The sequence below is a fragment of the Pseudomonas sp. AN-1 genome, from assembly GCF_034057115.1.
Lineage (GTDB): Bacteria > Pseudomonadota > Gammaproteobacteria > Pseudomonadales > Pseudomonadaceae > Geopseudomonas.
This window is the reverse complement of record NZ_CP139195.1, coordinates 3375252-3398541: the sequence shown is the minus strand read 5'-3', so window position 1 is coordinate 3398541 and position 23290 is coordinate 3375252. Positions and strand designations below refer to the sequence as shown.

Genomic DNA, 23290 nt, shown 5'->3' with positions numbered 1-23290 from the left:
GATGAGGTGCAGGTTGGCGAGAAAGAAGGAAAGCTTCGAGCTTCGGGAGCCGCGCCGCGTGAATACGGCAGCTTCACTGCGAGAATTCGGGGTGAGAGGGCGGCGGCTACGGCATGCGGGAGGCAGTCTGATCGCGACTGCTAGCCGAATTTATCACTGCATTCGTGGCAGAGTCTAGCACGCAAGCAGAAAAAACCCCGTCGCGCAACGGGGTTTTTCGAACATCCGGGTCAGATGTTGCTGTCGAGGAAGGCCGCCAGCTGCGACTTGGACAGGGCGCCGACCTTGGTCGCCTCGACATTGCCGTTCTTGAACAGCATCAGGGTCGGGATGCCGCGTACGCCGAACTTGGCCGGGGTGTCCTGGTTCTCGTCGATGTTCAGCTTGCACACGGTGAGCTTGCCCTGGTAGTCCTTGGCAATCTCGTCCAGCACCGGGGCAATCATCTTGCACGGACCACACCACTCGGCCCAGTAGTCGACCAGCACCGGGCCGTCGGCCTTGAGCACGTCCTGCTCGAAGCTGGCGTCGGTAACGTTGGTGATGAATTCGCTCATGGGGGTTCTCCGTGATAATCGGATGCGAAAAAGTCGCGCCATGATAGCCCCACTCGCCGGCAACCGAAAGGCGGCGGCGATTGCCATTGGCTATGACACGCGCAGGCGGTGCCTATGGCCGGACCGGAGCCGTTGACCGCTGTCACCTGCGCCGGACGGGATTGCTCTATCATGGCAGGATTCTGCCGTTTTGCCGCGAGAAGTCCCGATCATGCCGCACACCCCTGCCCACGCCTTCCCCCTGATCGCCGCCATCGACATCGGCTCCAACAGCATCCACATGGTGCTGGCGCGGGTCGACCAGGGCGAAATCCGCCTGCTCGAGCGTCTGGGCGAGAAGGTGCAGCTGGCCGCCGGCCTCGACGAGCAGCGCAACCTCGACGAGGCGGCGATGGGCCGCGGCCTCGACTGCCTGCGCCGCTTCGCCCAGCTGATCCAGGGCCTGCCGCAGGGCGCGGTGCGCATCGTCGCCACCAACGCCCTGCGCGAGGCGCGCAACCGCGCGGTGTTCATCCGCCGCGCCGAGGAGCTGCTCGGCCACCAGGTGGAGGTGATCTCCGGCCGCGAGGAAGCACGCCTGATCCACCTCGGCGTGTCGCACAGCCTGCCGGTGGCCGAGGGCAAGCGCCTGGTGATCGACATCGGCGGCGGCAGCACCGAGTTCATCATCGGCGAGCGCTTCGAGTCGCTGCTGCGCGAGAGCCAGCAGATGGGCTGCGTCAGCTACAGCAAGCGCTTCTTCGGCGACGGCAAGCTCAGCCTGGCGCGCTATGCCCAGGCCTACACCGCGGCGCGCCTGGAGCTGATGGGCTTCGAGCAGGCGCTGCGCCGGCTCGGCTGGAACGAGGCGGTCGGCTCCTCCGGCACCATCCGCGCCATCAGCCTGGCGCTGCAGGCCGGCGGGCAGACCAACGGCGAGATCACCCCGCAGGGCCTGGCCTGGCTGAAGCGCAAGATCCTCAAGTCCGACAGCCTCGCCGAGCTGGCCATCGACGGGGTCAAGCCGGACCGCCAGCCGATCCTGCCGGCGGGCCTGGCGATCCTCGAGGCGACCTTCGACGCCCTCGAGATCCAGTCGATGATCCATGCCGAGGGCGCCCTGCGCGAGGGCGTGCTGTACGACATGATCGGCCGGCAGAGCCACGAGGACGTGCGCGAGCGCACCCTGTCGGCGCTGATGGAGCGCTGCCACGTCGACCTCGACCAGGCCGCGCGGGTGGAGGCCAAGGCGCTGTCGATCCTCGCCCAGGTCGCCGAGCCCTGGGGGCTCAACGACGACTGGCACCGCGAGCTGCTCAGCTGGGGTGCCAAGGTCCACGAGATCGGCCTGGACATCGCCCACTACCACTACCACAAGCACGGCGCCTACATCCTCGAGCACGCCGACCTGCCCGGCTTCTCGCGCCTCGACCAGGAGATGCTGGGCCTGCTGGTGCGCGGCCACCGCCGCAACATCCCGGTGGAGCGCTTCGCCGAGTTCGGCGAGGAAGGCGAGCGCCTGGTGCGCCTGTGCATCGTGCTGCGCTTCGCCATCCTGTTCCACCACATCCGCGGTACCCAGGAAATGCCCGAGGTGACCTTCCACGCCGGCCCGCGCAGCCTGGAGGCGGTGTTCCCGGCCGGCTGGCTGGCCGCCAACCCGCTGACCCAGGCCGACATCGAGGCCGAAGCGCAGTGGCTGGCGCGGGTGGGCTACAAGCTCAGCGGGCGCTGAACAGGGCGCAAGACGAAAGGGGCGACCCCGCGAGGAGTCGCCCCTTTCGTTTGCCGCGCGGATCGCCTCAGCGCGCCAGCGGGCCGCTCAGCTTCTCCACCATCAGCGCCTGGGCGTTGCGCGGGTTCTGGTTGCCGGTCGGCTGCAGGTGCACATAGCGGCCGTCGCTCTGCAGCACCCAGGCCTGGGTGTTGTCGGCCAGGTAGGCCTCCAGCTCCCGCTTGACCCGGCCGATCAGCTTCTTGCCCTCCAGCGGGAAGCAGGTCTCGACGCGCTTGTCGAGGTTGCGCTCCATCCAGTCGGCGCTGGCCAGGTACAGCTGCTCGTCGCCGTCGTTCTGGAAGTAGTAGGCGCGGCTGTGCTCGAGGAAGCGGCCGATGATCGAGCGCACGTGGATGTTGTGCGATACCCCGGGGATGCCCGGGCGCAGGCAGCACATGCCGCGCACGATCAGGTCGACCCTCACCCCGGTCTGGCTGGCCTTGTACAGCGCCTTGATCATCTTCGGGTCGGTCAGGGCGTTGACCTTGATGATGATGTGCGCCGACTTGCCCTCGCTGGCGTGCTGGGTCTCCCGCGCGATCATGTCGAGCAGGGTCTTCTTCAGGGTGAAGGGCGCATGCAGCAGCTTCTTCATGCGCAGGGTCTTGCCCATGCCGATCAACTGGTTGAACAGCTTGGAGACGTCCTCGCAGAGCGCGTCGTCCGAAGTCAGCAGGCTGTAGTCGGTGTACAGGCGGGCGTTGCCGGCGTGGTAGTTGCCGGTGCCGAGGTGGGCGTAGCGCACCAGCTCGCCGTTCTCGCGACGCAGGATCAGCATCATCTTGGCGTGGGTCTTGAAGCCGACCACGCCGTAGATCACCACCGCGCCGGCCTGCTGCAGGCGGCTGGCCAGGGCCAGGTTGGACTCCTCGTCGAAGCGCGCGCGCAGCTCGATCACCGCGGTGACTTCCTTGCCGCTGCGCGCCGCGTCGACCAGCGCGTCGACGATCTCCGAGTTGGCCCCGGAGCGGTACAGGGTCTGCTTGATCGCCAGCACATTGGGGTCCTTGGCCGCCTGGCGCAGCAGGTCGACCACCGGAGTGAACGACTCGAACGGGTGGTAGAGCAGCACGTCCTGCTTGCCGACCACGTTGAACAGCTTCTCGCTGCTCTGCAGCAGCCGGGGAATCACCGGGGTCAGCGGCGTGAACTGCAGCGCCCGCTGGCTTTCCAGGCCGGTGATGGAGAACAGCCGGGTCAGGTTGACCGGGCCGTTGACCCGGTACAGCTCGCTCTCGGCCAGACCGAACTGCTTGAGCAGGTAGCTGGTGAGGTGCTCGGGACAGTTGTCCGCCACCTCCAGGCGCACCGCGTCGCCGAAGCGCCGCGAGTACAGCTCGCCGCGCAGCGCGCGGGCCAGGTCCTCGACGTCCTCGGCGTCCACCGACAGGTCGGCGTTGCGGGTCAGGCGGAACTGGTAGCAGCCCTTGACGCTCATGCCGTGGAACAGGTCGTCGGCGTGGGCGTGGATCATCGAGGAGAGGAACACGAAGTTGTCGCCGGGGCCGCCCACCTCCTCCGGCACGCGGATCACCCGCGGCAGCAGGCGCGGCGCCGGCAGGATGGCCAGGCCCGAATCGCGGCCGAAGGCGTCGATGCCCTCCAGCTCGACGATGAAGTTCAGGCTCTTGTTGACCAGCAGCGGGAACGGGTGGGTCGGGTCGAGGCCGATCGGCGTCATGATCGGCGCGATCTCCTCGCGGAAATACTTGCGCACCCAGTTCTTGATCTTCAGCGTCCAGTTGCGCCGGCGGATGAAGCGGATCTGGTGCTGCTCCAGCGCCGGCAGCAGCACGTCGTTGAGGATCGCGTACTGGCGCTCGACCTGCTCGTGGACCAGCTCGGAAATCCGCGCCAGCACCTGGTGCGGCTGCAGGCCGTCGGCGCCGGCCAGCTCGCGGGCGAAGGCGACCTGCTTCTTCAGCCCGGCGACGCGGATCTCGAAGAACTCGTCGAGGTTGCTGGAGAAGATCAGCAGGAACTTCAGCCGCTCGAGCAGCGGCACGGACTCGTCGAGCGCCTGCTCCAGCACGCGGATGTTGAACTGCAGCTGCGACAGCTCGCGGTGGATGTACAGGCTGCTGTCGTCGAGGCCGGGTACCGCCGCGACCGACTCCGCGGTGGTCGCGACCTCGGCGACCACGGCTTCCGGCTCTGGCGCAGGCTCGGCCTCGACGGCCGGCGGAACGGAAGCCGCCACGGCTTCCGGCAATTCGCTATCGATGAGTCCTTGAGTGTTCATTGCATCTTCCCGCAGGGACGTCAGCCCTGCTTCAACTGTTGTGCCGCACGCTTGGCGAAGTAGGTGAGGATGCCATCGGCCCCGGCGCGCTTGAACGCTACCAAAGACTCGAGGATCACCGCCTCGGAAAGCCAGCCGTTCTGGATCGCCGCCATGTGCATGGCGTACTCGCCGCTGACCTGATAGACAAAGGTCGGCGCGCGGAATTCGTCCTTCACCCGACGCACGATGTCGAGGTAGGGCATGCCCGGCTTGACCATCACCATGTCGGCGCCTTCGGCCAGGTCGAGGGCCACCTCGTGCAGGGCCTCGTCGCCGTTGGCCGGGTCCATCTGGTAGGTGAACTTGTTGCCGCCCTTTAGGTTGCCGGCCGAGCCGACCGCGTCGCGGAACGGGCCGTAGTAGGCGCTGGCGTACTTGGCCGAGTAGGCCATGATGCGCACGTTGCCGTGGCCGGCCACCTCCAGCGCCTCGCGGATCGCCTGGATGCGCCCGTCCATCATGTCCGAGGGCGCCACCACCTGGGCGCCGGCCTCGGCGTGGGACAGCGCCTGCCTGACCAGCGCATCGATGGTCACGTCGTTCTGCACGTAGCCGGCGTCGTCGAGGATGCCGTCCTGGCCGTGGGTGGTGAACGGGTCGAGGGCCACGTCGGTGATCACGCCGAGCTCGGGGAAGCGCGCGCGCAGCGCGCGGGTGGCGCGCTGGGCCAGGCCGTCCGGGTTCCACGCCTCCTCGGCGAGCAGCGACTTCTTCTCCAGCGGAGTCACCGGGAACAGCGCCAGCGCCGGAATGCCGAGGGCCACCAGCTCGGCGGCTTCCTCGAGCAGCAGGTCGATGGACAGGCGCTCCACCCCCGGCATCGACTCGACCTGCTCGCGGCGGTTCTCGCCCTCCAGCACGAACACCGGCAGGATCAGGTCGTCGACGGTCAGCACGTTCTCGCGCACCAGGCGGCGGGAGAACTCGTCGCGACGGTTGCGGCGCAGGCGGGTGGCGGGGAACAGGCGATTGGCGGGGGTAAAGCTCACGGCGCACTCCAGGCCCGAAACGGGCACGCTAGACAGTCTATGAAGCAATTGTGACGGAAATGCGACAGCCTGGCCGCAGCACGAGGCGCTGCCGCAGTCGCTCCGACGCCTACCATAGCCCGCCACCGCCCTCCTCGGCCACTGACGCATGGCCGCAGAGCCCCGCTTGCGGCTAGGATGATGGCAATGCCATCGCCTGCGCCGGCCACCGCGCGCAGGTCCGTCCGACATCCCCCAAGGAGTGCCCAGAATGAGCAAGAAGGTTGCCGTGATCCTGTCCGGCTGCGGCGTCTACGACGGTGCCGAGATCCACGAGAGCGTGATCGCCCTGCTGCGCCTCAGCCAGCGCGGCGCCCAGGTGCAGTGCTTCGCCCCGGACATGGCCCAGCACCACGTGGTCAACCACCTGACCGGCCAGGAAATGGCCGAGAGCCGCAACGTGCTGGTGGAATCGGCGCGCATCGCCCGCGGCCAGGTGCGCGACGTGCGCGAGCTGAAGGCCGCCGACTTCGACGCCCTGGTGATCCCCGGCGGCTTCGGCGCGGCGAAGAACCTGTCCGACTTCGCCTTCAAGGGCGCCAGCTGCAGCGTGCGGCCGGACGTGCTGGCCGCCGCCCGCGGCTTCGCCGAGGCGCACAAGCCAGTCGGCCTGATCTGCATCGCCCCGGCGATGGCCGCGCGCATCTACGGCGCCGGCGTGCACTGCACCATCGGCCATGACCCGGACACCGCGGCCAAGCTGGCCGACATGGGCGCCGAGCACGCCGACTGCCCGGTGGAGGACATCGTGGTGGACGAGGCACGCAAGCTGGTCACCACTCCGGCCTACATGCTGGCCAGGTCGCTGGCCGAGGCCGCCAGCGGCATCAACAAGCTGGTCGACCGGGTGCTCGAGCTGGCCTGATCACCGGCAGGGGCGAATTCATTCGCCGCCAACGGCGCCAAGGCGAATCGATTCGCCCCTACAGCCGCGCCAGGGCGTTGAGCAGGCGGTCCAGCGCGTTGGCGAAGGCCTGGCGGTCCTTCTCGCCGTAGGCCGCCTGGCCGCCGCCGACCTGGCCCTGCTCGCGCAGGTCGGTGAACAGGTTGCGCACCGCCAGGCGCTCGCCCATGTTGCGCTCGTCGAACTCGCGGCCGCGCGGGTCCAGCGCCGCCACGCCCTTCTTCACCAGGCGGTCGGCCAGCGGCACGTCCGAGCAGATCACCAGCTCGCCGGGCACGGCGTGCTCGACCAGGTAGTCGTCGGCGGCATCCGGCCCGCTCGGCACCACGATCAGCCGCACGCAGGCGAACGCCGGCTTGACCTGCGCCTGGCCGGCCACCAGCACCACCTCGAACTTGCGTTTCAGGGCGAACTTCACCACCAGATCCCGCGCCGCCCGCGGGCAGGCGTCGGCATCGATCCACACGCGCATCACCAGTTGCTCCCCCGGCAAAAGACGGCAGTATGCCACCGGGCCGGGGCCGGCGATGGGCATGACAACCGATCTTTGTTAAAGTTCCCGCCGCCGCCTTGACCCTCACGAGGAATCAGGCCCCGCCGCGGCGGAGATGGCACGGAAGCCCAAAGCGCATGCCATGTGGTGACCACACCCGGCCTCGCCACGAGGCCGGGCTTTCGATTCATGGACGAGAGATCCCCCGATGGCATCCCGTACCCTTCTGGCGCTCGCCCTCTGCGCCACCCTGCCGCTGGCCGGCTGCTCGGCCTTCCGCAGCTACCAAAGCGAACTCACCCAGACCAGCCAGCACCTGTCGAGCGGCGACGTGCCCGCCGCCCTGGCCCTGCTGGAGAAGAACAACAGCTCCGCCGACAAGGACCTCCTCTACTACTTCGAGAAGGGCGAACTGCTGCGCGCCCAGGGCGACCTCGCCGGCAGCCAGGAAGCCTGGCGCAGCGCCGACCGCACCATCGTCGAGTGGGAGGACTCGCTCAAGGCCGATCCGGGCAAGCATCTCGGCACGGTCGGCAGCCTGCTGGTCAACGACAAGGTGCGCCGCTACGAGGGCTACGACTACGAGAAGGTCATGCTGACCACCCAGATGGCCCTCAGCCACCTGGCCCTCGGCGACTTCGACGGCGCCCGCACCGAGATCAAGAAGACCCACGAGCGCGAGGCGCTGATCGCCGAGCTCCGCGACAAGGAATACCTCAAGCGCGAGGAGGAGGCCAAGGAGAAAGGCATCACCGCCGAGTTCAAGGATCTGCAGGGCTATCCGGTGGAAACCCTCGACGCTCCGGAAGTGCTCGGCCTGAAGAACAGCTACCAGAGCGCCTTCAGCCACTACCTGTCCGGCTTCGTCTACGAGGCGCTCGGCGAGCGCGGGCTGGCGGCGCCCGGCTACCGCAAGGCCCTCGAACTGCGCCCGAACACCCCGCTGCTGGAGCAGGCGCTGCTCGACCTCGACGCCAGCGCCCGCCGCAAGGCCGACGAGAGCGAGGTGCTGCTGGTGGTGCAGAGCGGCCTGGCACCGAGCCGCGACTCGGTACGCATCCCCCTGCCGATCCCGACCCCCAACGGCCTGATCATCACCCCGCTGTCCTTCCCGGTGATCCGCGAGGACAACTCGACCCCGGCTCCCGCCAGCCTGGTCGTCGCCGGCCGGACGGTCGACCTGACCGAGCTGAACAGCACCTCGGCCATGTCGCGCCGCGCCCTGCGCGACGACATGCCCGGCATCATCCTGCGCACCAGCGTGCGCGCCATCAGCCGCAGCGTCGCGCAGAAGCAGCTCAACGAGGTCAATCCGCTGGCCGGCCTGGCCGTGGGCCTGGCCTCGGCCATCACCGAAGGCGCCGACGAGCGCACCTGGCGCACCCTGCCGGACCGCACACGCATCGCCCGCCTGCGCCTGAAGAAGGGCGAGCACGAGCTGAACCTTGACGGCCACCCGCTACACGTCAAGGTCGAGCGCGACTACCAGGTCATCACCCTGCGCAGCGTCGGCAACCAGCTGTTCAGCGCCGGCACCGCCACCCCCGCCAGCCCCATGCAGACCGCCGCCCGCTAAGGAGCCCCCATGAAACGCAACATTTTCGCCGCCCTCGGCCTGGCCCTGCTGGCCGGCTGCGCCACGCCGCCGCCGGCACCGGGCAGCGCGGCCAGCAAGGTGGTGTCGCTGGGCAGCATGGAGCACATCGAGGTCGGCGCCATGCGCGTCGCCCGCGAGAACGGCTTCCTCACCGTCAAGGTCGAGCTGCGCAACGACAGCCACAAGAACAAGGGCATGTACTACCGCTTCGCCTGGCTGGGCGACGACGGCTTCCCGGTCGCCGGCGAGGAAGCCTGGAAGAGCCTGACCCTGTACGGCAAGCAGGTCAGCTACCTCCCGGCCATCGCCCCGGTGCCGCAGGCCACCGACTTCCGCCTGGAAGTCCAGACCCCGGAAAACTCCGTCAACCTGTTCCGCTAAGAGAGAGTCCCCATGCCGTTCGCACGCCTGTCCCTCGTCGCCGCCTTCGCCCTGCTGGCCAGCGGCTGCGCCTCCACCTCCTCGCCGGTGCTGGGCGGTGGCAACATCAGCTACGGCGACAGCAAGGCCGTCGAGCTGGTCACCAACGAGTTCGGCTCCACCGACCTGCAGACCATCGCCGAATCCATGACCCGCTCGCTGGCCCAGTCCGGCGTGCTGCAGGGTCGCCCGGTGGTGCAGGTCTACGACGTGAAGAACAAGACCAGCGAATACATCGACACCCGCGAGATCACCACCTCGATCAAGACCCAGCTGCTCAAGTCCGGCGTGGCGCGCTTCGCCAGCGACAACGTCGACATGCAGAGCCAGGTCGACCAGCTCAAGCTGCAGAACCAGAGTGGCCTGTACAAGAACGCCACCGTGGCCAAGACCGGCAACATGGTGGCCGCCAAGTACCGCCTGGAGGGCTCGATCAGCTCCATCGTCAAGCGCAGCAACGACTACAAGGACGTGTTCTACAAGTTCAGCCTGCAGCTGGTCGAGGTCGAGAGCGGCCTGGCCGAGTGGATGGACGAGAAGGAAATCCGCAAGACCACGGAGCGCTAGAGCATGCGAGCATCGATAGCACTGATCGCGCTGGGACTGAGCCTGGCCTGCCAGGCGGAACCGAAGATCGCGGTCACCGACCTGGCCTACGAGGAGCAGGTGCGCGAACAGATCCGCACCGTCAATGCCCACAGCCATATGCAGGCCAACGGCTTCGCCACCAGCGCCACCTCCAGCTACGAGGAGGTCGAGGACGTACGCAAGTACATCGAGCGCGGCGAGCTGCGCAAGTTCACCGGCGACATCAAGGGCGAGATCCTCCGCTCCGGCCTGTTCCAGCTGGTGCAGGGGCGTCCGCACAGCGGCGTGGAGAACGGCGAAGGCCTGCACGACGTGATCCAGCGCATCGAGCTGGGCCAGTTCGAAGGGGCCGACTATGTGCTGTTCGGCAGCCTCTCGGACATCGACTTCCGCGAGGACCTCAACGACATCGCCAACACCGACAGCTACTCGAAGGTGCTCGGCCTGACCCTGGTGGCCGACTTCAGCCTGATCGACACCCGCACCCACGAGGTGACTGCGGCCTTCACCGCCATGGGCGAGGCGCAGGACGTGCGGCTGGTGAACGGCAACGACATCCGCGTCACACCCAACCGCGGCCGGGTGATCCGCGAGGTGTCGAAGTCGATCGGCGAGGACGTGACCCGTCAGCTCAAGGAGCAGCTGCTCGGCGAGTACGACGACGGCACCGACGTCCAGTCGGGGTCCGGCCAGCTGCCGCCGGACGAGCCACCGCGCATCCTGCGCTGAAACGACAAGGGCGACCCGCGGGTCGCCCTCGCTTTTGGCGCGCGGCCGGGGCTGGCCACGCCTCGGGCGTTCACGCCAGCTCGCGCCCCCGCGCGCCCAGCCGGCTGCGCCCGTAGAACACGGCGATGGCCAGCAGCGCCAGGGCCTGGGCACCGAGGCTCAGGGCGTCGGGATGGATGCCCAGCCAGTCGAGCTCGACGAAGCGCAGCGGATGCAGGCCGAACACGCCGGCCTCCTGCAGGGCGGCGACGCCATGCCCGGCGAACACCACCGACAGCGCGCAGAGCAGCACGGCGTTGATGGCGAAGAAGGTGCCCAGCGGCAGCCGCTGCGAACCGCGCAGGATCACCCAGGCCAGGCCGAGCAGCAGCACCAGGGCGGCGCCGGCGCCGGCCAGCACCATGCCGTGGCCGGCAGCGCCGGCCTGCAGCCAGAGAGTCTCGTAGAACAGGATGACCTCGAACAGCTCGCGGTAGATCGACACGAAGGCCAGCACGGCGAAGCCCAGGCGTCCGCCGCTGCCGAGCAGGCTGCTGCGGATGTGCGCCTGCCAGGCCGCGGCATGCCGACGGTCGTGCATCCATACACCGACCCACAGCAGCACCACGCTGGCGAACAGCGCCGAGCCGCCTTCCAGCAGCTCGCGCTGCGCCCCGCTGACCTCGATCACCCAGGCCGCCAGCCCCCAGCTGGCGGCGCCGGCGAGCAGCGCCAGGCCCCAGCCGAAGTGCACGCTGCGCACGGCCTGCTGCTGTCCGGTGTTGCGCAGGTAGGCGAGGATCGCCGCCAGCACCAGGATCGCCTCGATGCCCTCGCGCAGCAGGATCAGCAGGCTGGACAGGAAGCTCAGCGAAGCGGACAGGCCGTCGCCGCCGAGCAGCTCGGCGCAGCGCGCCAGTTCGGCCTTGGCGGCCTCCAGGCGCGGCGCCAGGCGGGTGGCCGGCAGGCCGTCCTGCAGGCCCTGGCGGTAGGCCATCAGCGCCCGCTCGGTGGCCTTGCGCTGCGCGCCGTCGACATTGTCCAGGGCGCTCTCCACCAGCTCGAAGCCTTCCAGGTAGGCGGCCACCGCCAGGTCGTAGGCCTGGTCGCGCTGGCCGTCGCGATAGGCGGCCAGGCTCTGTTCGAGGGTGTCGCGGGAGAAGTCGAGCAGCTGCTGGGTGCTGCGCTGCGGCTGCGGCGGCGCCGCTCGCTGGGCACGCAGGGCGGCCGCCGCGGCAGGCCCCTGCTCGGCCGCGACCTGCTGCGGGGTCTGCCCGGCCAGTTGCTCGAGGCTGAAGGTCGCCCCGCGTGCCGCAGCGGGATCGGCGCTGAAGCCGGCGACATGGCTGGCCAGATCCCAGCGCGCGCGCTCGTCGAGCTGCGCGGCGAAGGCCGGCATGTCGGTACCCTCCACGCCGAGGCCGATGCTGTTGTACAGGTCGTAGAGGCTCAGGCTGTCCATGCGCGCGGCATTGCGCATGTTCGCCGGCGGCGGCTCGAGGCCGATCCCCGCCGGGCCGTCGCCGAGCCCGCCCTCGCCGTGGCAGACGCTGCAGCGCTGGGCGAACAGCGCCGCGCCGCGCGCCGGGTCGGGAGTGATGCGCGGAGTCAGGCTGATCCGGTAGCTCGCCACCAGATCGGCGGCCAGCTGGCGTGCCTGGTCGGCCACCGCGGCGCCGTCGCGGCGCTCGCGGATGCTGTCGCCGAGGCGGGCGACGCCCTGCAGCAGGCCATCCTTGCCGGCGTTGGCCGGCAGCGCGGCGACCAGCCCGGCCAGCACGCCATGGAACTCCAGCTGCTCCTGGTATTCGCCACTGTCGACCACCTGGCCGGCGGCCACCGTGGCCGGGTAGTCGGCGCCCAGGTAGCTCAGCAGGTGCAGGGCCTGGGCGGCGCCCTCGGGTTCGGCGAGGGCCATCAGGCTGCACAGTGCCAGCACGGGCAGCAGCAGCCAGCTCAGAAATCGCTTGCGGGTAAGCATGAGTGAATCCCAAATGAGAACAAATTCCATTGCCCTTTTACGCCTCATTGCGGCGTCACTCAAGAGCCGTCCCGGCCAGCGGCTGCGACGATTCGCCGCGAAAGTCCTCAGGCCGGCGCGCGGCGCACCAGCGACAGCAACCCCGCGGCGGCGACGAACAGGCTGGCGAAGGTGCGGTTGAGCAGGCGCTGCTGGCGCGGCGTGCGCAGCAGGCGCAGGACCCGCGCGGCCAGTCCGGTGTAGCCGGCCATCACCACCAGGTCGACGGCGATCATGGTCGCCGCCATGGCCAGGTACTGGGCCAGCAGCGGACGGGCCGGGTCGAGGAACTGCGGCAGCACGGCGAGGATGAACACGATGGCCTTGGGGTTGCTGGCGTTGACCACGAAGCCGCGCAGCACCAGGGTCAGCGGCCGGCCGAGCGGGCGTCCGCCGTTCTCGGTGGCCAGCTCGCCGACCGGCGCGCACCACTGCTTCCAGCCCAGCCAGGCCAGGTAGGCGACGCCGAACCACTTGATCGCCGCGAAGGCCAGCTCGGAGGTGGCGAGGATGGCGCCGACGCCGGCGGCGACGATGGCGATCTGCAGGGCCAGCGCCAGCTGCAGGCCGATGGCGTTCCAGTAGCCACGGCGGAAGCCGTAGTTGAGGCCGCTGGACATCGAGGCGATGGCGCCGGCGCCGGGCGACAGGCTGATCACCCAGCAGGCGGCGAAGAAGGCAAGCCAGGTTTCCAGGCTCATGGGGCATTCTCCGGTAGAGGATGGCGGAAACGACGCCGGCCCATGACGGGCCGGCGCGGGTACAGCATGGCATGCGGACAGGCTTCGGCCTACCCCGCCAGCACTCAGTCCGGCAGGTCCTTGTGCAGCTTGACCGGCTCCTTGAGCTTGCGCTTCATCGCGGTGCGCATGCGGATGTTGAGCGCCTCGACGCCCAGCGAGAAGGCCATGGCGAAGTAGACGTAGGCTTTCGGCACGTGCACATCGAAGGCCTCGGCGACCAGCAGGGTGCCAACCACGATGAGGAACGACAGGGCGAGGATCTTCAGCGACGGGTGCTTCTCGATGAAGTCGCTGATGGTGCCGGCGGCCAGCATCATCACCAGCACGGCGATGATGATCGCGGCGACCATCACCGGCACGTTCGACACCAGGCCGACCGCGGTGATCACCGAGTCCAGCGAGAAGATGATGTCGATCACCGCGATCTGCAGGATCACGCTCATGAAGGCGGCCTTCTTCACGCCGCCCTCCTCGCCCGCTTCCTCCTCGCCCTCGACGCTGTGCCAGATCTCCATGGTGCTCTTGAACAGCAGGAACAGGCCGCCGAAGAACAGGATCAGGTCGCGGCCGGAGACGCCCTGGCCGAGCACGGTGAACAGGTCGGCGGTCAGGCGCATCACCCAGGCGATCGACAGCAGCAGCAGGATGCGCGTGCCCATGGCCAGCGCCAGGCCGAAGAAGCGCGCCTTGGCCTGCTGCTCCCTGGGCAGGCGGCCGACCAGGATCGAGATGAAGATGATGTTGTCGATGCCGAGGACGATCTCCAGGGCGGTCAGAGTGAGGAAAGCAACCCAGATTTCCGGGCTAGTCAGCCATTCCATGATGGTTCAGGTCTCGTTGGGGGTAGTGGTTGGAGTGAGTTGATGTTCGGTCCCGCGCCAGCGGCGCACGACCTTCTGGAAGAACAGGCTGTTGGGGATCTGCACCAGCGCGCCGCTGCCGTTCTCGGCGTCTTCCTCCAGCGTGGTGTACAGCAGGTTGATGGCGATCACCCGGCCCTTGGCGCCGGGCTTGTCCGCGGCCTCCAGCACCTCGACGCGATCGCCCAGGCGGAACGGCCCGATGGTGAAGATCAGCACCGCGCAGAACAGGTTGGACAGCACGCTCCACACGGCGAAGAAGGCCACCGCGGCCACCGCGACGAAGCCGGAGAAGGCCGCCCACAGCACGCCGGCGGACACGCCCAGGTGCTCCAGCGCCAGCATCAGCGCGCTGCCCATGATCAGCCAGCGCAGGGCGCCGCGCAGCGGCAGCAGCAACTCGCCGGGCAGGTGGTAGCGGTTGGCCAGACGGGTCAGGCCGCGCGCCACCAGGCGCTGCAGCACGTAGCCGGCGAGCAGGATCAGCAGGATCTGCCCGCCGAGCAGCAGGGTTTCGCTCCAGGCGCCCAGCCACTGCGCCAGCCAGACCTTCACGCCGCGCCTCCCAGCTCGGCTTCCAGCGCCTCCAGTTCCTCGAGGGCCAGCAGCCAGGCCTCCTCCAGCTCGGCCTCGCGGGTCTTGAGGGTCGCCTGCTCGGCCAGCAGGGTGCGCAGCTCGTCCTTGCGCGCCGCCTCGTAGAGGGCGCTGTCGCCCAGGCGGGTTTCCAGCGCGGCCAGTTTCTCCTGCACGCCGCCGAGTTCCTTCTCCAGCTTGTCGGCCGCCTTCTTGCGCGGCGCCAGCTGCTGGCGCAGGGCGGCGGCGGCCTGGCGCTGGGCACGCTTGTCGGTCCTGTCGGCGCCCGGCGCCGCCTCGACCACCGGCTGCTGGCGGGCGCGGTAGTCGACCAGCCAGCGGCTGTAGTCGTCGAGGTCGCCGTCGAAGGCCTGCACGCGGCCGTCGGCCACCAGCAGGAACTCGTCGGTGGTGCTCTTCAGCAGGTGGCGGTCGTGCGACACCACCAGCACCGCGCCCTCGAAGTCCTGCAGGGCCAGGGTCAGCGCCAGGCGCATCTCCAGGTCGAGGTGGTTGGTCGGTTCGTCGAGCAGCAGCAGGTTGGGCTTCTGCCAGGCGATCAGCGCGAGCGCCAGGCGCGCCTTCTCGCCGCCGGAGAAGTTGACCACCGGCTCGTCGCAGCGCGGCCCACGGAAGTCGAAGCCGCCGAGGAAGTCGCGCAGGGTCTGCTCGCGCTCGCCCGGAGCGATGCGCGCCAGGTGCAGCAGCGGGCTGGCCTTGGGGTCCAGCGAATCGAGCTGGTGCTGGGCGAAGTAGCCGACCGCGAGGTTCTCGCCGCGGATCAGGCGTCCGCCGAGCGGCTGCAGCTCGCCGGCCAGGGTCTTGATCAGGGTCGACTTGCCGGCGCCGTTGGGGCCGAGCAGGCCGATGCGCGCGCCGGGTACCAGCTGCAGCTTGACCTTCTCCAGCACCGCCCTGTCGCCGTAGCCGAGGCGGCCCTCGGCCAGATCGAGCAGCGGGCTGGAGACCTTGTCGGCCTCGCGGAAGCGGAAGTCGAACGGCGAGTCGATGTGCGCCGGCGCCAGTTCCTCGAGGCGCTCCAGCGCCTTGATGCGGCTCTGCGCCTGACGGGCCTTGCTGGCCTTGGCCTTGAAGCGGCGGATGAAGTCTTCCATGTGCGCGCGCTGCGCCTGCTGCTTCTCGTAGGCCTGCTGCTGCTGGGCCAGGCGTTCGGCGCGGGTGCGCTCGAAGGCCGAGTAGCCGCCGCGATAGAGGGTCAGTTTCTGCTGTTCGAGGTGCACCACGTGGTCGACCACCGCATCGAGGAAGTCCCGGTCATGGGAAATCAGCAGCAGGGTACCGGGGTAGCCTTTCAGCCAGCTTTCCAGCCAGAGGATGGCGTCGAGGTCGAGGTGGTTGGTCGGTTCGTCGAGCAGCAGCAGCTCGGACGGGCACATCAGCGCCTGCGCCAGGTTGAGGCGCATGCGCCAGCCGCCGGAGAAGTCGCCGACCGCCCGTTCCATCTGCGCGCTGTCGAAACCGAGGCCGGCCAGCAGCTTGCGCGCGCGGGCGTCGGCCGTGTAGCCGTCGGCGCTGTCGAACTCGCTGTGCAGGCGGGCCAGGGCATGGCCGTCGTGGGCCGCCTCGGCCGCCGCCAGCTCGGCCTGGATGCGGCGCAGGTTGCTGTCGCCATCCAGCACGTAGTCCACCGCGCGGCGCTCGAGGGTATCGACCTCCTGGCGCATGTGGGCGATGCGCCAGTCCGCCGGCAGCAGGCAGTCGCCGCCGTCGGCGTGCAGTTCGCCGCGCAGCAGGGCGAACAGGCTGGATTTGCCGGCGCCGTTGGCGCCGACGAGACCGACCTTCTGGCCGGGATGCAGGGTCAGCTCGGCGCCGTCGAGCAGACGCTGCGGGCCACGCTGCAGGATAAGATTCTGGAGTCGGATCATGATCGTGAGAGAGGATTCAGCGGTGGCGAAGTCTACCAGCTTCCCCCGTCCCTCGCCCGGAGGCCAGCATGCAGCAATCGTTATGGGATTTTTCCGTGGCGCTCTACGCCCGCCCGGGGGTGGCCGAGCTGTGCCTGCGCCTGCAGGACGAACGCGACGCCGACGTCTGCCTGCTGCTCGCCGCGCTGTGGCTGGAGCGGCGCCGGGTGGATGTCGCGGCGGAGCGGGTCGCCGCCCTCCGCGATCAGGCGGGGCCCTGGCAACGGACGGTCACCCTGCCCCTGCGCCGGCTGCGGCGCGCCTGGAAGGCGCCGGCGGCGGACGACCCGACGCTGGCCGAGCTGCGCCGGCAGCTGGCGGAGCTGGAACTGCAGGCCGAACGCCTGCTGCTGGAGCGGCTGCAGGCGCTGGCGGAGGACTGGCCGGCGACACCGAGCGCCGAGCCGGGCGCCTGGCTCGCGGCCCTGGCGCCCGAGTGCCGCGACGCGCTGGCGGCGCTGCGCGTCGCGGCCGGTGCTCCTCAGTCCTGAGCGGACGGCTCAGCGGCGGGTGCCGCGGCAGCCGGCTTGCGCGCCGCGCGCGGACGCGAAGTGGCCGGCTTGGCGGGCTTGCTCGCCGGCTTGGCGCCGGCAGCGGGCTTGCCGGCCGGGGCGCTGCGCTTGCGCGCCGGCTTGGCTGCAGGCGGGATGGCCGGCACCTCGGCGGCGGGCGCCGGAGCGGCTGCGGCGGCCGGCTTGGCGCTGCTGCGCCGCGTGCGCGTCGGCGCCGCGGCGGGGATCGGCGCCACGGCGGGCGCTGCGACGACGCGCGGACGCCGTGGCGCGCGCGGCTTGGTGACGGCCTGCGCTTCGGCTTCGCCGGCCTCGCGGCGGGCCAGCAGGCTGGCCACGCTCTCCTTGACCTTGCCGATGCCCTGGGCCAGGTGCAGGCTCTGCTCGGCATCGGCCTTCAGGCGCACGATGTAGTCGCGGGTTTCACCCTGGCGCTGGCGGAGGGTGTCGAGCAGCTCCTCCAGCTCGGCGATGCTCTCGCGCGCCTTGGCCTGGGCCTTGGCCTTGCCGGCGGCGGCGGCCTCCTCGAGGCGGGCGGAAGCCTTGTGCAGCTTGTCCTGGGCCTTGCTGCGCTGCTTCTCCAGCTTGGCCAGCAGCTTCTCGGCATCCACCAGCGCCTGGCTGCAGGCCTGCTCCAGATGCTCGAGCAGACTGTGGGACAGCTGCTGCAGCAGATGCAGCGGCGTGGTGACTGGCTTGTTCCTGGTCGCCATGAAATGCCTCCCGGCTATGAGTGTCCCCCCATACTAGTCCGGCGGCGACGGGGCTTCCAGAGGCTCCAGTCCTGCCGCGGCTCAGGCCTGGCCGGCCTGGCTGGTGGCCGCACCGCTGTGCACGTTGTGCAGCACCTCGATCAGGCAGTCTTCCAGCTCGAAGCGCTGCTCCAGCAACTGGCCGAGCTTCTCCAGCTCGTGAGCGACGCAGGCGCTGTCGCGGCAGTCGCCGTTGTCGCAGCGGTCGTTGAAGTCGAGCATGACCGCGGTGCTGGCCTCGAGCTGCGGAAACACCTTGGCCGCCAAGACCAGCGCTGGGCCGTCGCCGAAGGCGCGCGCCTCGCCGAGCAACTGCTCGTAGATCTCGAAATGGCCGGCGGACAGGTAGTCCATCAGCTGCGCGCAGAACTCCTCCAGCAGGGGTCCGCTGGTCTGCGGACGGGCATTGAGGGCCTGGAAGGCGCTGACCAGCTGATGCCGCTCCTGCAGCCAGCGGTCCAACAGCAGGTGGACACCACCCCAGCGTTCCTGGGCGTTGCGACAGTTCTCGAGCATGGTTTTCCTCGCTTCCCGCGTCGGTGGAGTTGTTGTGCGCATGGGAAAACGATGCCGCCCGGCATCGCTGCCGGCCCCGCGAGGACTGCCCGGCGACAGCCTCCAGCAGCGACCGGTGGCGGCCAGACTATGCCGGCCCCGCCGCTGGCAGCAAGCCATCACCGGGAAAACTTTGATACAGCCGTTTGAGGCGATTCTCAGTCGCGACGCAGCAGCTGCAGCACGGCCAGCGCGGCGAAGCCGGCGAAGGCCAGCAGGCTCCACTCGGGGATGCTCAGGCCGAGCAGGGTCCAGGTCACCTCGGCGCAGTCGGCGGTGCCGTGCAGCATCAGGCGCACGATGTCCTGGAACGGCAGCGCCTCCATCATGTACTCGAGGCTCGGCAGGCAGGCCGGCAGCTGGTCCGCTGGCAGCCCCTGCAGCCAGACCTGGCGGCCGGCCGAGGCGAGGCCGGCGGCGGCGAACAGCAGAGTCAGGCCGGCATAGACGCGCCGACCGCGACGCTGCGGGCCGTGGATGGCGGCCGCCAGGCAGGCGAGACCGACGCCGATGAACTCGATGCGCTGGACGACGCACAGCGGGCAGGGCTCGAGCCCCTCGGCATGCTCTAGGTAGAGGCCGAAGGCCAGCAGCGCGGCGCAGGCGAGGAAGGCGAGAAGGTTGAGCAGGCGGGGGTTGGCCAGCGGCATGGCGGCTCCGGTGGGAGGAAACGGAAGGCCGCTACGGTAGAGGAAAGCCGGGCGGGCTTTCAAGGCCGCCCGGCAGACGCTGGACACCACCTGTCAAGTGCGAGGCGACGACCGTCACGGCCGCCATGCGCTCAGCGCGCCGGCTGCGGCAGCGCCGGCAGTTCGCCGCCGAACAGGCCGAACCCCTCCTGCAGCAGGCGGTTGCTGCGCTCGACCTCGCCGAGGCGCGCCAGCAGGCGCGCCAGCTCGGCATAGGTCTCGACGCGCCGCTCGAGCTGCAGGCTGTGCTCGAGGTAATCGCGCGCCTTGCCCCACAGCTGGTTGCGCAGGGCCAGGCGGCCGAGGCTGAGCAGCAGGCCGGCGTCGGCCGGGCGGCCCTTCAGCCAGGACTCGGCGCTGGCCAGCTGGCGCGCCGGATCGCGCCCCTGGACCAGCCCGTAGAGGTAGGCCAGGCGCGCGTCGTAGTCGCGCTTGAGCGCGGCGCGCAGCAGCTCCTCGGCCTCCGCGCCACCGCCCAGGCGCTGCAGCAGCTCGGCATGGCAGCCCACCAGCGCCGGCTTCTGCCGCTGCGCCTGGGGCAGCTGCTGCCACGCCTGGCGCAGCGCATCCAGCGGCGCCTCGCCAGCGGCTGCGGCCTGCTCCAGCAGGGCGCGACGGGCGCGCAGTTCGAGGGCCTCCAGCTCGTCGTCCGCCAGCAGCTTCTGCCGGCGCAGCTCGGGCAGCAGCTCGCACAGCGCCGCCCAGTTGCCCAGCCGCGGCTGCAGCTGCGCCAGCAGGCGCAGGACGTGGGGATGCCGCGGGTGCTTGTCGCGGACCGCCTGCAGCACGCTCGCCGCCTCGGCATCCGCCCCGCGCGCCATCAGCAGCTGGGCCTGCACCAGGTCGACGGCCAGCGCCGCCTTCGGCTCGCGCTGGCGGGCCTCCTCGAGCAACTGGTCGGCGCTGGCGTGCTCGCCCAGCTCGCTGGCCGCGCGGGCGGCGGCCAGGTAGGGCACCAGCGGCTGCGAACTGTGCACGGCGACCCGGCGCAGCAAGCGCAGGGCATGCGACCAGCGCCCGGCGGCCAGCTCCAGCAGGCCGCGCTGGGCCGCCTGCTGCATGCGCCGCGTGCGGTTGCGCCCGGACCAGGGGTTGACCAGCCGCCCCGAGGCGCCCAGCAGGCCGAGCAGCAGGCGCACGCCGGCCAGCAGCGCCCAGAGGACCGCTCCGAGGGCGAGGAACACCCACAGGGTGGACTCGTAGCGGAAGCCCTTCCAGGCGATCAGCACGTAGCCGGCCTCCTCGGCGATCAGCAGGCCGAGCAGCGCGGCGGCGAAGATCGCGAGCAGGAACAGCAGGAAGGTGCGGTTCATTGGCTGGCCTCCTGCGCCGGCGCGCTGCCGGGCGCCGCCGGCGGCGCGGACGAGGCCTCGGGGGTCCTGGGCGCCGCGCCGGCAGCTTCCAGCGCGGCGCGCTCGCGCTGGCCGAGGTAGGCCTGTAGGGCGTTGAGCGCCGGCGTCAGGTCGGGCAGCTCGAGAGCCACCGGCTGGTTGGCCAGCTCGCCGAGACGGGTGTAGAAGGCGTGGTTCTCCGCGCTGTCCAGGCCGAAGTAGCGCTGCACCAAGCCGCGCGCCTGCTCCAGCGCGCCGCGGTAGACCTGCGGTTGGGCGTTGAGCGCCGCCCACTGTGCCTGCTCCAGGGCCAGACGCAGGGCCAGGCGCAGCTGCTCGAGGGTCTGCCCGGCGAGCAGCGGCCTGACCTCGTCGCTGGCGGTGAACTCCAGGCGCACGAAGCCGCTGACGTGCTGCCACCACTGCGCCCAGCGGCTGGCGCCGTCGCCCTCGGCAACCTGTGCCGCGGCCGGCAGCGCGCCGTCCCGCGGCTGGAATTCGGGACGCCGGGTGTTGAGGCCGGCGGCCTGCTCGCCGAGGGCGCCGAGCTGCAGGAACAGGCCGGTGCGGTCGACCGCAGGCAGGGTCTGCAGGGACTCCAGCGCACTCACCAGCCGCTCGCGGGCGGCGAAGGCGGCCGGATCGTCGTGATCGCGAAGGATCTCGTTGGCAGCAGCGAGCAGGAAGCGCGCGCTGTTGACGTCCTGCAGCGCCGCCAGGCGCAGGCTGGCCAGGCGCAGCAGGTGCTCGGCCTCGGCCAGGCGCCACTCCTGGCGGCTGGCGCCGAGCACGCGGTCGACCCGCTCGCCGAGCTGCTGCTGGCCGGCCTGCAGTTCGGCGAGCAGGCGGCGGCGCGTCTCCAGTTCGGCCGGCGCGGGCAGCTGCTCGAGCTGCCGGCTGAGCACCTGCTCGCGCTCGGCCAGCTCCTGGCCCTGGCGGTGCGCCTCGGCCATCGCCTCCTGCTGGCGGGCGTCGGCCTCCTGCAGGCCGGCGACCTGGCGCAGGCTCCAGCCGGCCACCAGCAGGGCGCCGGCGCCCAGCAGCAGGGTCAGCACGGGCAGCGCCCGGCCATTGCGTGCGGCTGCCGGCCGCGGCGGCGCAGCGGGCGTCTCGGCGGCGACTTGTTCGGTTTGCGGGGCGGGATCGGTCACGTCGGCATCCTTCTGGTCGTTTCATCCGCCCGGCAGCTCAGGCTGCCCGGCTCAGCATTTCCCGGCGCGCGGCTCGTCGGCCAGGCACGCCAGCAGCGCCGCGGCGCTCGCCCCGCGGCAGTCTCGTACATCCAGGGCACCGGCCGCGCGGGCCAGGGCGGCGACCCGCGGGCTGGGCACGAACAGCGGCAGGCGCGCCAGCGCCGGCCAGTCGGCGCCGGCCAGCGCCTGCAGGTTGGCCAGGCCCTCGCCGCTGCTGACCACCAGGCCATTGAGCGCATGCTCGCGCACCGCGCCGGCCAGCGCGCCGGCCGGATGGGCCGGCAGGCGGCGCCGATACAGGCAAAGATAGTCGACGGCCACCCCCTGCTCGCGCAAGCGCTCGGCGAGCCAGTCGCGGCCGCCCTCGCCGCGCAGGATCAGCAGCCGCGGGTCAGGCACGGCGAGCGCCTCGTGCAGCGCCGGCAGGGCCAGCAGCGCCTCGCTGTCGTCGCCCGCCTCCGGCCAACTGGCGTCCAGACCGTAGGCGTCGAGCAGCGCGCCGGTGGCGGCGCCGACGGCGAACCAGCGCTGGCGCATCGGCGGCTGCGGCCAGTAGCGGTCGAGCAGCGCCAGGCCCAGGCGGGCGGCCGGCTTGCTGACCGCCAGCACCGCGCAGTAGCGGTCGAGGTCGAGGAACACCGCGCGATGCTCCGGGGTTTCCGGGAGCGCCTCGATCTCCAGCAGCGGCAGGCAGTGGCCGAACACGCCGTGCCCGGCCAGGGTCTGCGCCAGCGCGGCGCAGTCCTCGGCCGGACGGGTCAGCAGCAGGCGCCAGTCGCTCACGGCTGGCCGGCCTCGCCGTAGACCGCGGCGAGGATGCGGTCGGCGCCCTGGGCCAGCAGCGCCTCGGCGACCTGCACGCCGAGCGTCTCGGCGGCGGCGCGCGGGGCGCGGGCCTCGGCGCGCAGCAGCGCGCCGCCGTCGGGCTGGCCGACCAGGCCGCGCAGCCACAGCTGATCGCCCTCGAGCAGCGCGTAGCAGGCGATCGGCACCTGGCAGCCGCCGTTGAGGTGCTTGTTCAGCGCGCGCTCGGCGTTGACCCGGTCGGCGGTGTCGACGTGGTGCAGCGGTGCCAGCAGGGCGTGCACCTCGGCATCGGCGCTGCGGCACTCGATGCCCACCGCGCCCTGGCCACCGGCCGGCAGACTGTCCTCGGCGCTGATGAAGGCGCGGATGCGTTCCTCGAAGCCGAGGCGGATCAGCCCGGCGGCGGCGAGGATGATGGCGTCGTACTCGCCGGCGTCGAGCTTGGCCAGGCGGGTGTTCACGTTGCCGCGCAGGAACTGGATCTTCAGGTCCGGGCGGCGCGCCAGCAGTTGGGCCTGGCGACGCAGGCTGGAGGTGCCGACCACGCTGCCGGCCGGCAGCGCATCGAGGCTGGCGAAGGTGTTGGAGACGAAGGCGTCGCGCGGGTCCTCGCGCTCGCAGATGCAGTACAGGCCGAGCCCCTCGGGGAAGTCCATCGGCACGTCCTTCATCGAGTGCACGGCGATGTCCGCCTCGTTGTCCAGCAGGGCGGTTTCCAGCTCCTTGACGAACAGGCCCTTGCCGCCGATCTTCGCCAGCGGCGCGTCGAGCAGCTTGTCGCCGCGGCTGACCATCGGCACCAGGCTGACGACCAGACCGGGATGGGCCGCCTCGAGACGGGCCTTGACGTATTCGGCCTGCCACAGGGCGAGGGCACTCTTGCGGGTGGCGATGCGGATTTCGCGAGGCATGGGCAATTCCGGATGCAGGTGAATTGCCGCGATGATAGCAGGCTCGGCGCGCCGGCTGGATCGGCCGGGCGCAAGGAAGGG

23 protein-coding genes are annotated in these 23290 nt (G+C 70.4%); 7 read left to right on the top strand and 16 right to left on the bottom strand.

Annotated elements, in window-relative coordinates:
• Positions 1-230: 230 nt before the first annotated feature.
• Positions 231-557, bottom strand: coding sequence for a thioredoxin TrxA (gene trxA, locus SK095_RS16020; protein ID WP_136491240.1), 327 nt, complete (start codon positions 555-557; stop codon positions 231-233).
• A gap of 211 nt (positions 558-768) precedes the next feature.
• Here trxA and ppx point away from each other — a divergent pair, with 211 nt between their 5' ends.
• A complete protein-coding gene (gene ppx / locus SK095_RS16015) occupies positions 769-2271 on the top strand; it encodes an exopolyphosphatase (RefSeq protein WP_320546835.1) in 1503 nt (500 codons plus the stop codon).
• 67 nt (positions 2272-2338) lie between these two features.
• On the opposite strand, the gene ppk1 is transcribed toward ppx, so the two are convergent.
• Both ppk1 and hemB read right to left on the bottom strand, forming a co-directional pair.
• Positions 2339-4555 (bottom strand): polyphosphate kinase 1, encoded by a 2217-nt coding sequence (ppk1, locus tag SK095_RS16010; protein WP_136491238.1) that lies wholly within the window; start codon positions 4553-4555, stop codon positions 2339-2341.
• A gap of 20 nt (positions 4556-4575) precedes the next feature.
• Positions 4576-5586, bottom strand: a complete 1011-nt coding sequence (gene hemB / locus SK095_RS16005; protein ID WP_136491237.1) for a porphobilinogen synthase — start codon at positions 5584-5586, stop codon at positions 4576-4578.
• Between the two features lie 250 nt (positions 5587-5836).
• Here hemB and elbB point away from each other — a divergent pair, with 250 nt between their 5' ends.
• On the top strand, positions 5837-6490 hold the full coding sequence (gene elbB / locus SK095_RS16000; protein WP_320546834.1) for an isoprenoid biosynthesis glyoxalase ElbB: 654 nt from the start codon (positions 5837-5839) through the stop codon (positions 6488-6490).
• A gap of 58 nt (positions 6491-6548) precedes the next feature.
• Here elbB and SK095_RS15995 read toward each other — a convergent pair whose 3' ends face one another.
• Positions 6549-7001: a YaiI/YqxD family protein gene (locus SK095_RS15995; RefSeq protein WP_136491244.1), complete on the bottom strand. Its 453-nt coding sequence runs from the start codon at positions 6999-7001 to the stop codon at positions 6549-6551.
• 229 nt (positions 7002-7230) lie between these two features.
• On the opposite strand from SK095_RS15995, the gene SK095_RS15990 reads away from it, so the two are divergent.
• Genes SK095_RS15990 through SK095_RS15975 form a run of 4 tightly spaced genes read left to right on the top strand, consistent with a single transcriptional unit; the run spans position 7231 to position 10356 of the window.
• The gene (locus SK095_RS15990; protein WP_201486706.1) at positions 7231-8598 is read left to right on the top strand and encodes a COG3014 family protein; all 1368 of its coding nucleotides are present in this window, start codon (positions 7231-7233) and stop codon (positions 8596-8598) included.
• 9 nt (positions 8599-8607) lie between these two features.
• The gene (locus SK095_RS15985) at positions 8608-9000 is read left to right on the top strand and encodes a YcfL family protein (protein ID WP_136491234.1); all 393 of its coding nucleotides are present in this window, start codon (positions 8608-8610) and stop codon (positions 8998-9000) included.
• Between the two features lie 12 nt (positions 9001-9012).
• On the top strand, positions 9013-9606 hold the full coding sequence (lpoB, locus tag SK095_RS15980) for a penicillin-binding protein activator LpoB (RefSeq protein ID WP_136491233.1): 594 nt from the start codon (positions 9013-9015) through the stop codon (positions 9604-9606).
• A gap of 3 nt (positions 9607-9609) precedes the next feature.
• Entirely contained in the window at positions 9610-10356 is a 747-nt protein-coding gene (locus tag SK095_RS15975; protein ID WP_320546833.1) for a penicillin-binding protein activator LpoB, read from the top strand.
• Positions 10357-10426: 70 nt separating this feature from the next.
• On the opposite strand, the gene SK095_RS15970 is transcribed toward SK095_RS15975, so the two are convergent.
• The 5 genes from SK095_RS15970 to SK095_RS15950 all read right to left on the bottom strand — a co-directional run bounded on the left by SK095_RS15970 (position 10427) and on the right by SK095_RS15950 (position 16420).
• Positions 10427-12316 (bottom strand): FTR1 family protein, encoded by a 1890-nt coding sequence (locus SK095_RS15970; RefSeq protein ID WP_320546832.1) that lies wholly within the window; start codon positions 12314-12316, stop codon positions 10427-10429.
• Positions 12317-12423: 107 nt separating this feature from the next.
• Positions 12424-13056 (bottom strand): LysE family transporter, encoded by a 633-nt coding sequence (locus SK095_RS15965; RefSeq protein WP_136491701.1) that lies wholly within the window; start codon positions 13054-13056, stop codon positions 12424-12426.
• 104 nt (positions 13057-13160) lie between these two features.
• Positions 13161-13919: a TerC family protein gene (locus SK095_RS15960; protein WP_320546831.1), complete on the bottom strand. Its 759-nt coding sequence runs from the start codon at positions 13917-13919 to the stop codon at positions 13161-13163.
• Positions 13920-13925: 6 nt separating this feature from the next.
• Entirely contained in the window at positions 13926-14513 is a 588-nt protein-coding gene (locus SK095_RS15955) for a mechanosensitive ion channel domain-containing protein (protein WP_136491699.1), read from the bottom strand.
• Positions 14510-16420: an ATP-binding cassette domain-containing protein gene (locus SK095_RS15950; protein ID WP_320546830.1), complete on the bottom strand. Its 1911-nt coding sequence runs from the start codon at positions 16418-16420 to the stop codon at positions 14510-14512. The genes SK095_RS15955 and SK095_RS15950 overlap by 4 nt, the downstream gene beginning before the upstream one ends.
• Positions 16421-16488: 68 nt before the next feature.
• Between SK095_RS15950 and SK095_RS15945 the strand changes: the two genes are divergently transcribed.
• On the top strand, positions 16489-16950 hold the full coding sequence (locus tag SK095_RS15945) for a TIGR02444 family protein (RefSeq protein WP_320546829.1): 462 nt from the start codon (positions 16489-16491) through the stop codon (positions 16948-16950).
• Here SK095_RS15945 and SK095_RS15940 read toward each other — a convergent pair.
• From SK095_RS15940 to hemC, 7 genes are all read right to left on the bottom strand, one after another.
• A complete protein-coding gene (locus tag SK095_RS15940; RefSeq protein ID WP_320546828.1) occupies positions 16941-17684 on the bottom strand; it encodes an AlgP family protein in 744 nt (247 codons plus the stop codon). The genes SK095_RS15945 and SK095_RS15940 overlap by 10 nt on opposite strands.
• Positions 17685-17765: 81 nt before the next feature.
• Positions 17766-18239, bottom strand: a complete 474-nt coding sequence (gene rsd / locus SK095_RS15935) for a sigma D regulator (protein WP_136491803.1) — start codon at positions 18237-18239, stop codon at positions 17766-17768.
• 197 nt (positions 18240-18436) lie between these two features.
• On the bottom strand, positions 18437-18928 hold the full coding sequence (locus tag SK095_RS15930; protein WP_136491802.1) for a disulfide bond formation protein B: 492 nt from the start codon (positions 18926-18928) through the stop codon (positions 18437-18439).
• A gap of 131 nt (positions 18929-19059) precedes the next feature.
• Positions 19060-20280 (bottom strand): heme biosynthesis HemY N-terminal domain-containing protein, encoded by a 1221-nt coding sequence (locus SK095_RS15925; RefSeq protein WP_136491801.1) that lies wholly within the window; start codon positions 20278-20280, stop codon positions 19060-19062.
• Positions 20277-21449 carry a uroporphyrinogen-III C-methyltransferase gene (locus SK095_RS15920; RefSeq protein ID WP_201485273.1) on the bottom strand — a complete coding sequence of 391 codons (1173 nt, stop codon included), beginning with the start codon at positions 21447-21449 and terminating at the stop codon, positions 20277-20279. Before SK095_RS15920 ends, SK095_RS15925 begins: the two co-directional genes overlap by 4 nt.
• Before the next feature lie 51 nt (positions 21450-21500).
• The gene (locus SK095_RS15915) at positions 21501-22274 is read right to left on the bottom strand and encodes a uroporphyrinogen-III synthase (protein ID WP_320546827.1); all 774 of its coding nucleotides are present in this window, start codon (positions 22272-22274) and stop codon (positions 21501-21503) included.
• Positions 22271-23209: a hydroxymethylbilane synthase gene (gene hemC / locus SK095_RS15910; RefSeq protein WP_320546826.1), complete on the bottom strand. Its 939-nt coding sequence runs from the start codon at positions 23207-23209 to the stop codon at positions 22271-22273. The genes SK095_RS15915 and hemC overlap by 4 nt, the downstream gene beginning before the upstream one ends.
• Positions 23210-23290: the final 81 nt, after the last annotated feature.

What these genes read in the sequence shown, in the direction of transcription:
- trxA (WP_136491240.1), bottom strand. Translation starts at nt 557, where the DNA reads ATGAGCGAATTCATCACCAACGTTACCGACGCCAGCTTCGAGCAGGAC.
- ppx (WP_320546835.1), top strand. Translation starts at nt 769, where the DNA reads ATGCCGCACACCCCTGCCCACGCCTTCCCCCTGATCGCCGCCATCGAC.
- ppk1 (WP_136491238.1), bottom strand. Translation starts at nt 4,555, where the DNA reads ATGAACACTCAAGGACTCATCGATAGCGAATTGCCGGAAGCCGTGGCG.
- elbB (WP_320546834.1), top strand. Translation starts at nt 5,837, where the DNA reads ATGAGCAAGAAGGTTGCCGTGATCCTGTCCGGCTGCGGCGTCTACGAC.
- SK095_RS15995 (WP_136491244.1), bottom strand. Translation starts at nt 7,001, where the DNA reads ATGCGCGTGTGGATCGATGCCGACGCCTGCCCGCGGGCGGCGCGGGAT.
- SK095_RS15990 (WP_201486706.1), top strand. Translation starts at nt 7,231, where the DNA reads ATGGCATCCCGTACCCTTCTGGCGCTCGCCCTCTGCGCCACCCTGCCG.
- SK095_RS15985 (WP_136491234.1), top strand. Translation starts at nt 8,608, where the DNA reads ATGAAACGCAACATTTTCGCCGCCCTCGGCCTGGCCCTGCTGGCCGGC.
- lpoB (WP_136491233.1), top strand. Translation starts at nt 9,013, where the DNA reads ATGCCGTTCGCACGCCTGTCCCTCGTCGCCGCCTTCGCCCTGCTGGCC.
- SK095_RS15975 (WP_320546833.1), top strand. Translation starts at nt 9,610, where the DNA reads ATGCGAGCATCGATAGCACTGATCGCGCTGGGACTGAGCCTGGCCTGC.
- SK095_RS15970 (WP_320546832.1), bottom strand. Translation starts at nt 12,316, where the DNA reads ATGCTTACCCGCAAGCGATTTCTGAGCTGGCTGCTGCTGCCCGTGCTG.
- SK095_RS15965 (WP_136491701.1), bottom strand. Translation starts at nt 13,056, where the DNA reads ATGAGCCTGGAAACCTGGCTTGCCTTCTTCGCCGCCTGCTGGGTGATC.
- SK095_RS15960 (WP_320546831.1), bottom strand. Translation starts at nt 13,919, where the DNA reads ATGGAATGGCTGACTAGCCCGGAAATCTGGGTTGCTTTCCTCACTCTG.
- SK095_RS15950 (WP_320546830.1), bottom strand. Translation starts at nt 16,420, where the DNA reads ATGATCCGACTCCAGAATCTTATCCTGCAGCGTGGCCCGCAGCGTCTG.
- SK095_RS15945 (WP_320546829.1), top strand. Translation starts at nt 16,489, where the DNA reads ATGCAGCAATCGTTATGGGATTTTTCCGTGGCGCTCTACGCCCGCCCG.
- SK095_RS15940 (WP_320546828.1), bottom strand. Translation starts at nt 17,684, where the DNA reads ATGGCGACCAGGAACAAGCCAGTCACCACGCCGCTGCATCTGCTGCAG.
- rsd (WP_136491803.1), bottom strand. Translation starts at nt 18,239, where the DNA reads ATGCTCGAGAACTGTCGCAACGCCCAGGAACGCTGGGGTGGTGTCCAC.
- SK095_RS15930 (WP_136491802.1), bottom strand. Translation starts at nt 18,928, where the DNA reads ATGCCGCTGGCCAACCCCCGCCTGCTCAACCTTCTCGCCTTCCTCGCC.
- SK095_RS15925 (WP_136491801.1), bottom strand. Translation starts at nt 20,280, where the DNA reads ATGAACCGCACCTTCCTGCTGTTCCTGCTCGCGATCTTCGCCGCCGCG.
- hemC (WP_320546826.1), bottom strand. Translation starts at nt 23,209, where the DNA reads ATGCCTCGCGAAATCCGCATCGCCACCCGCAAGAGTGCCCTCGCCCTG.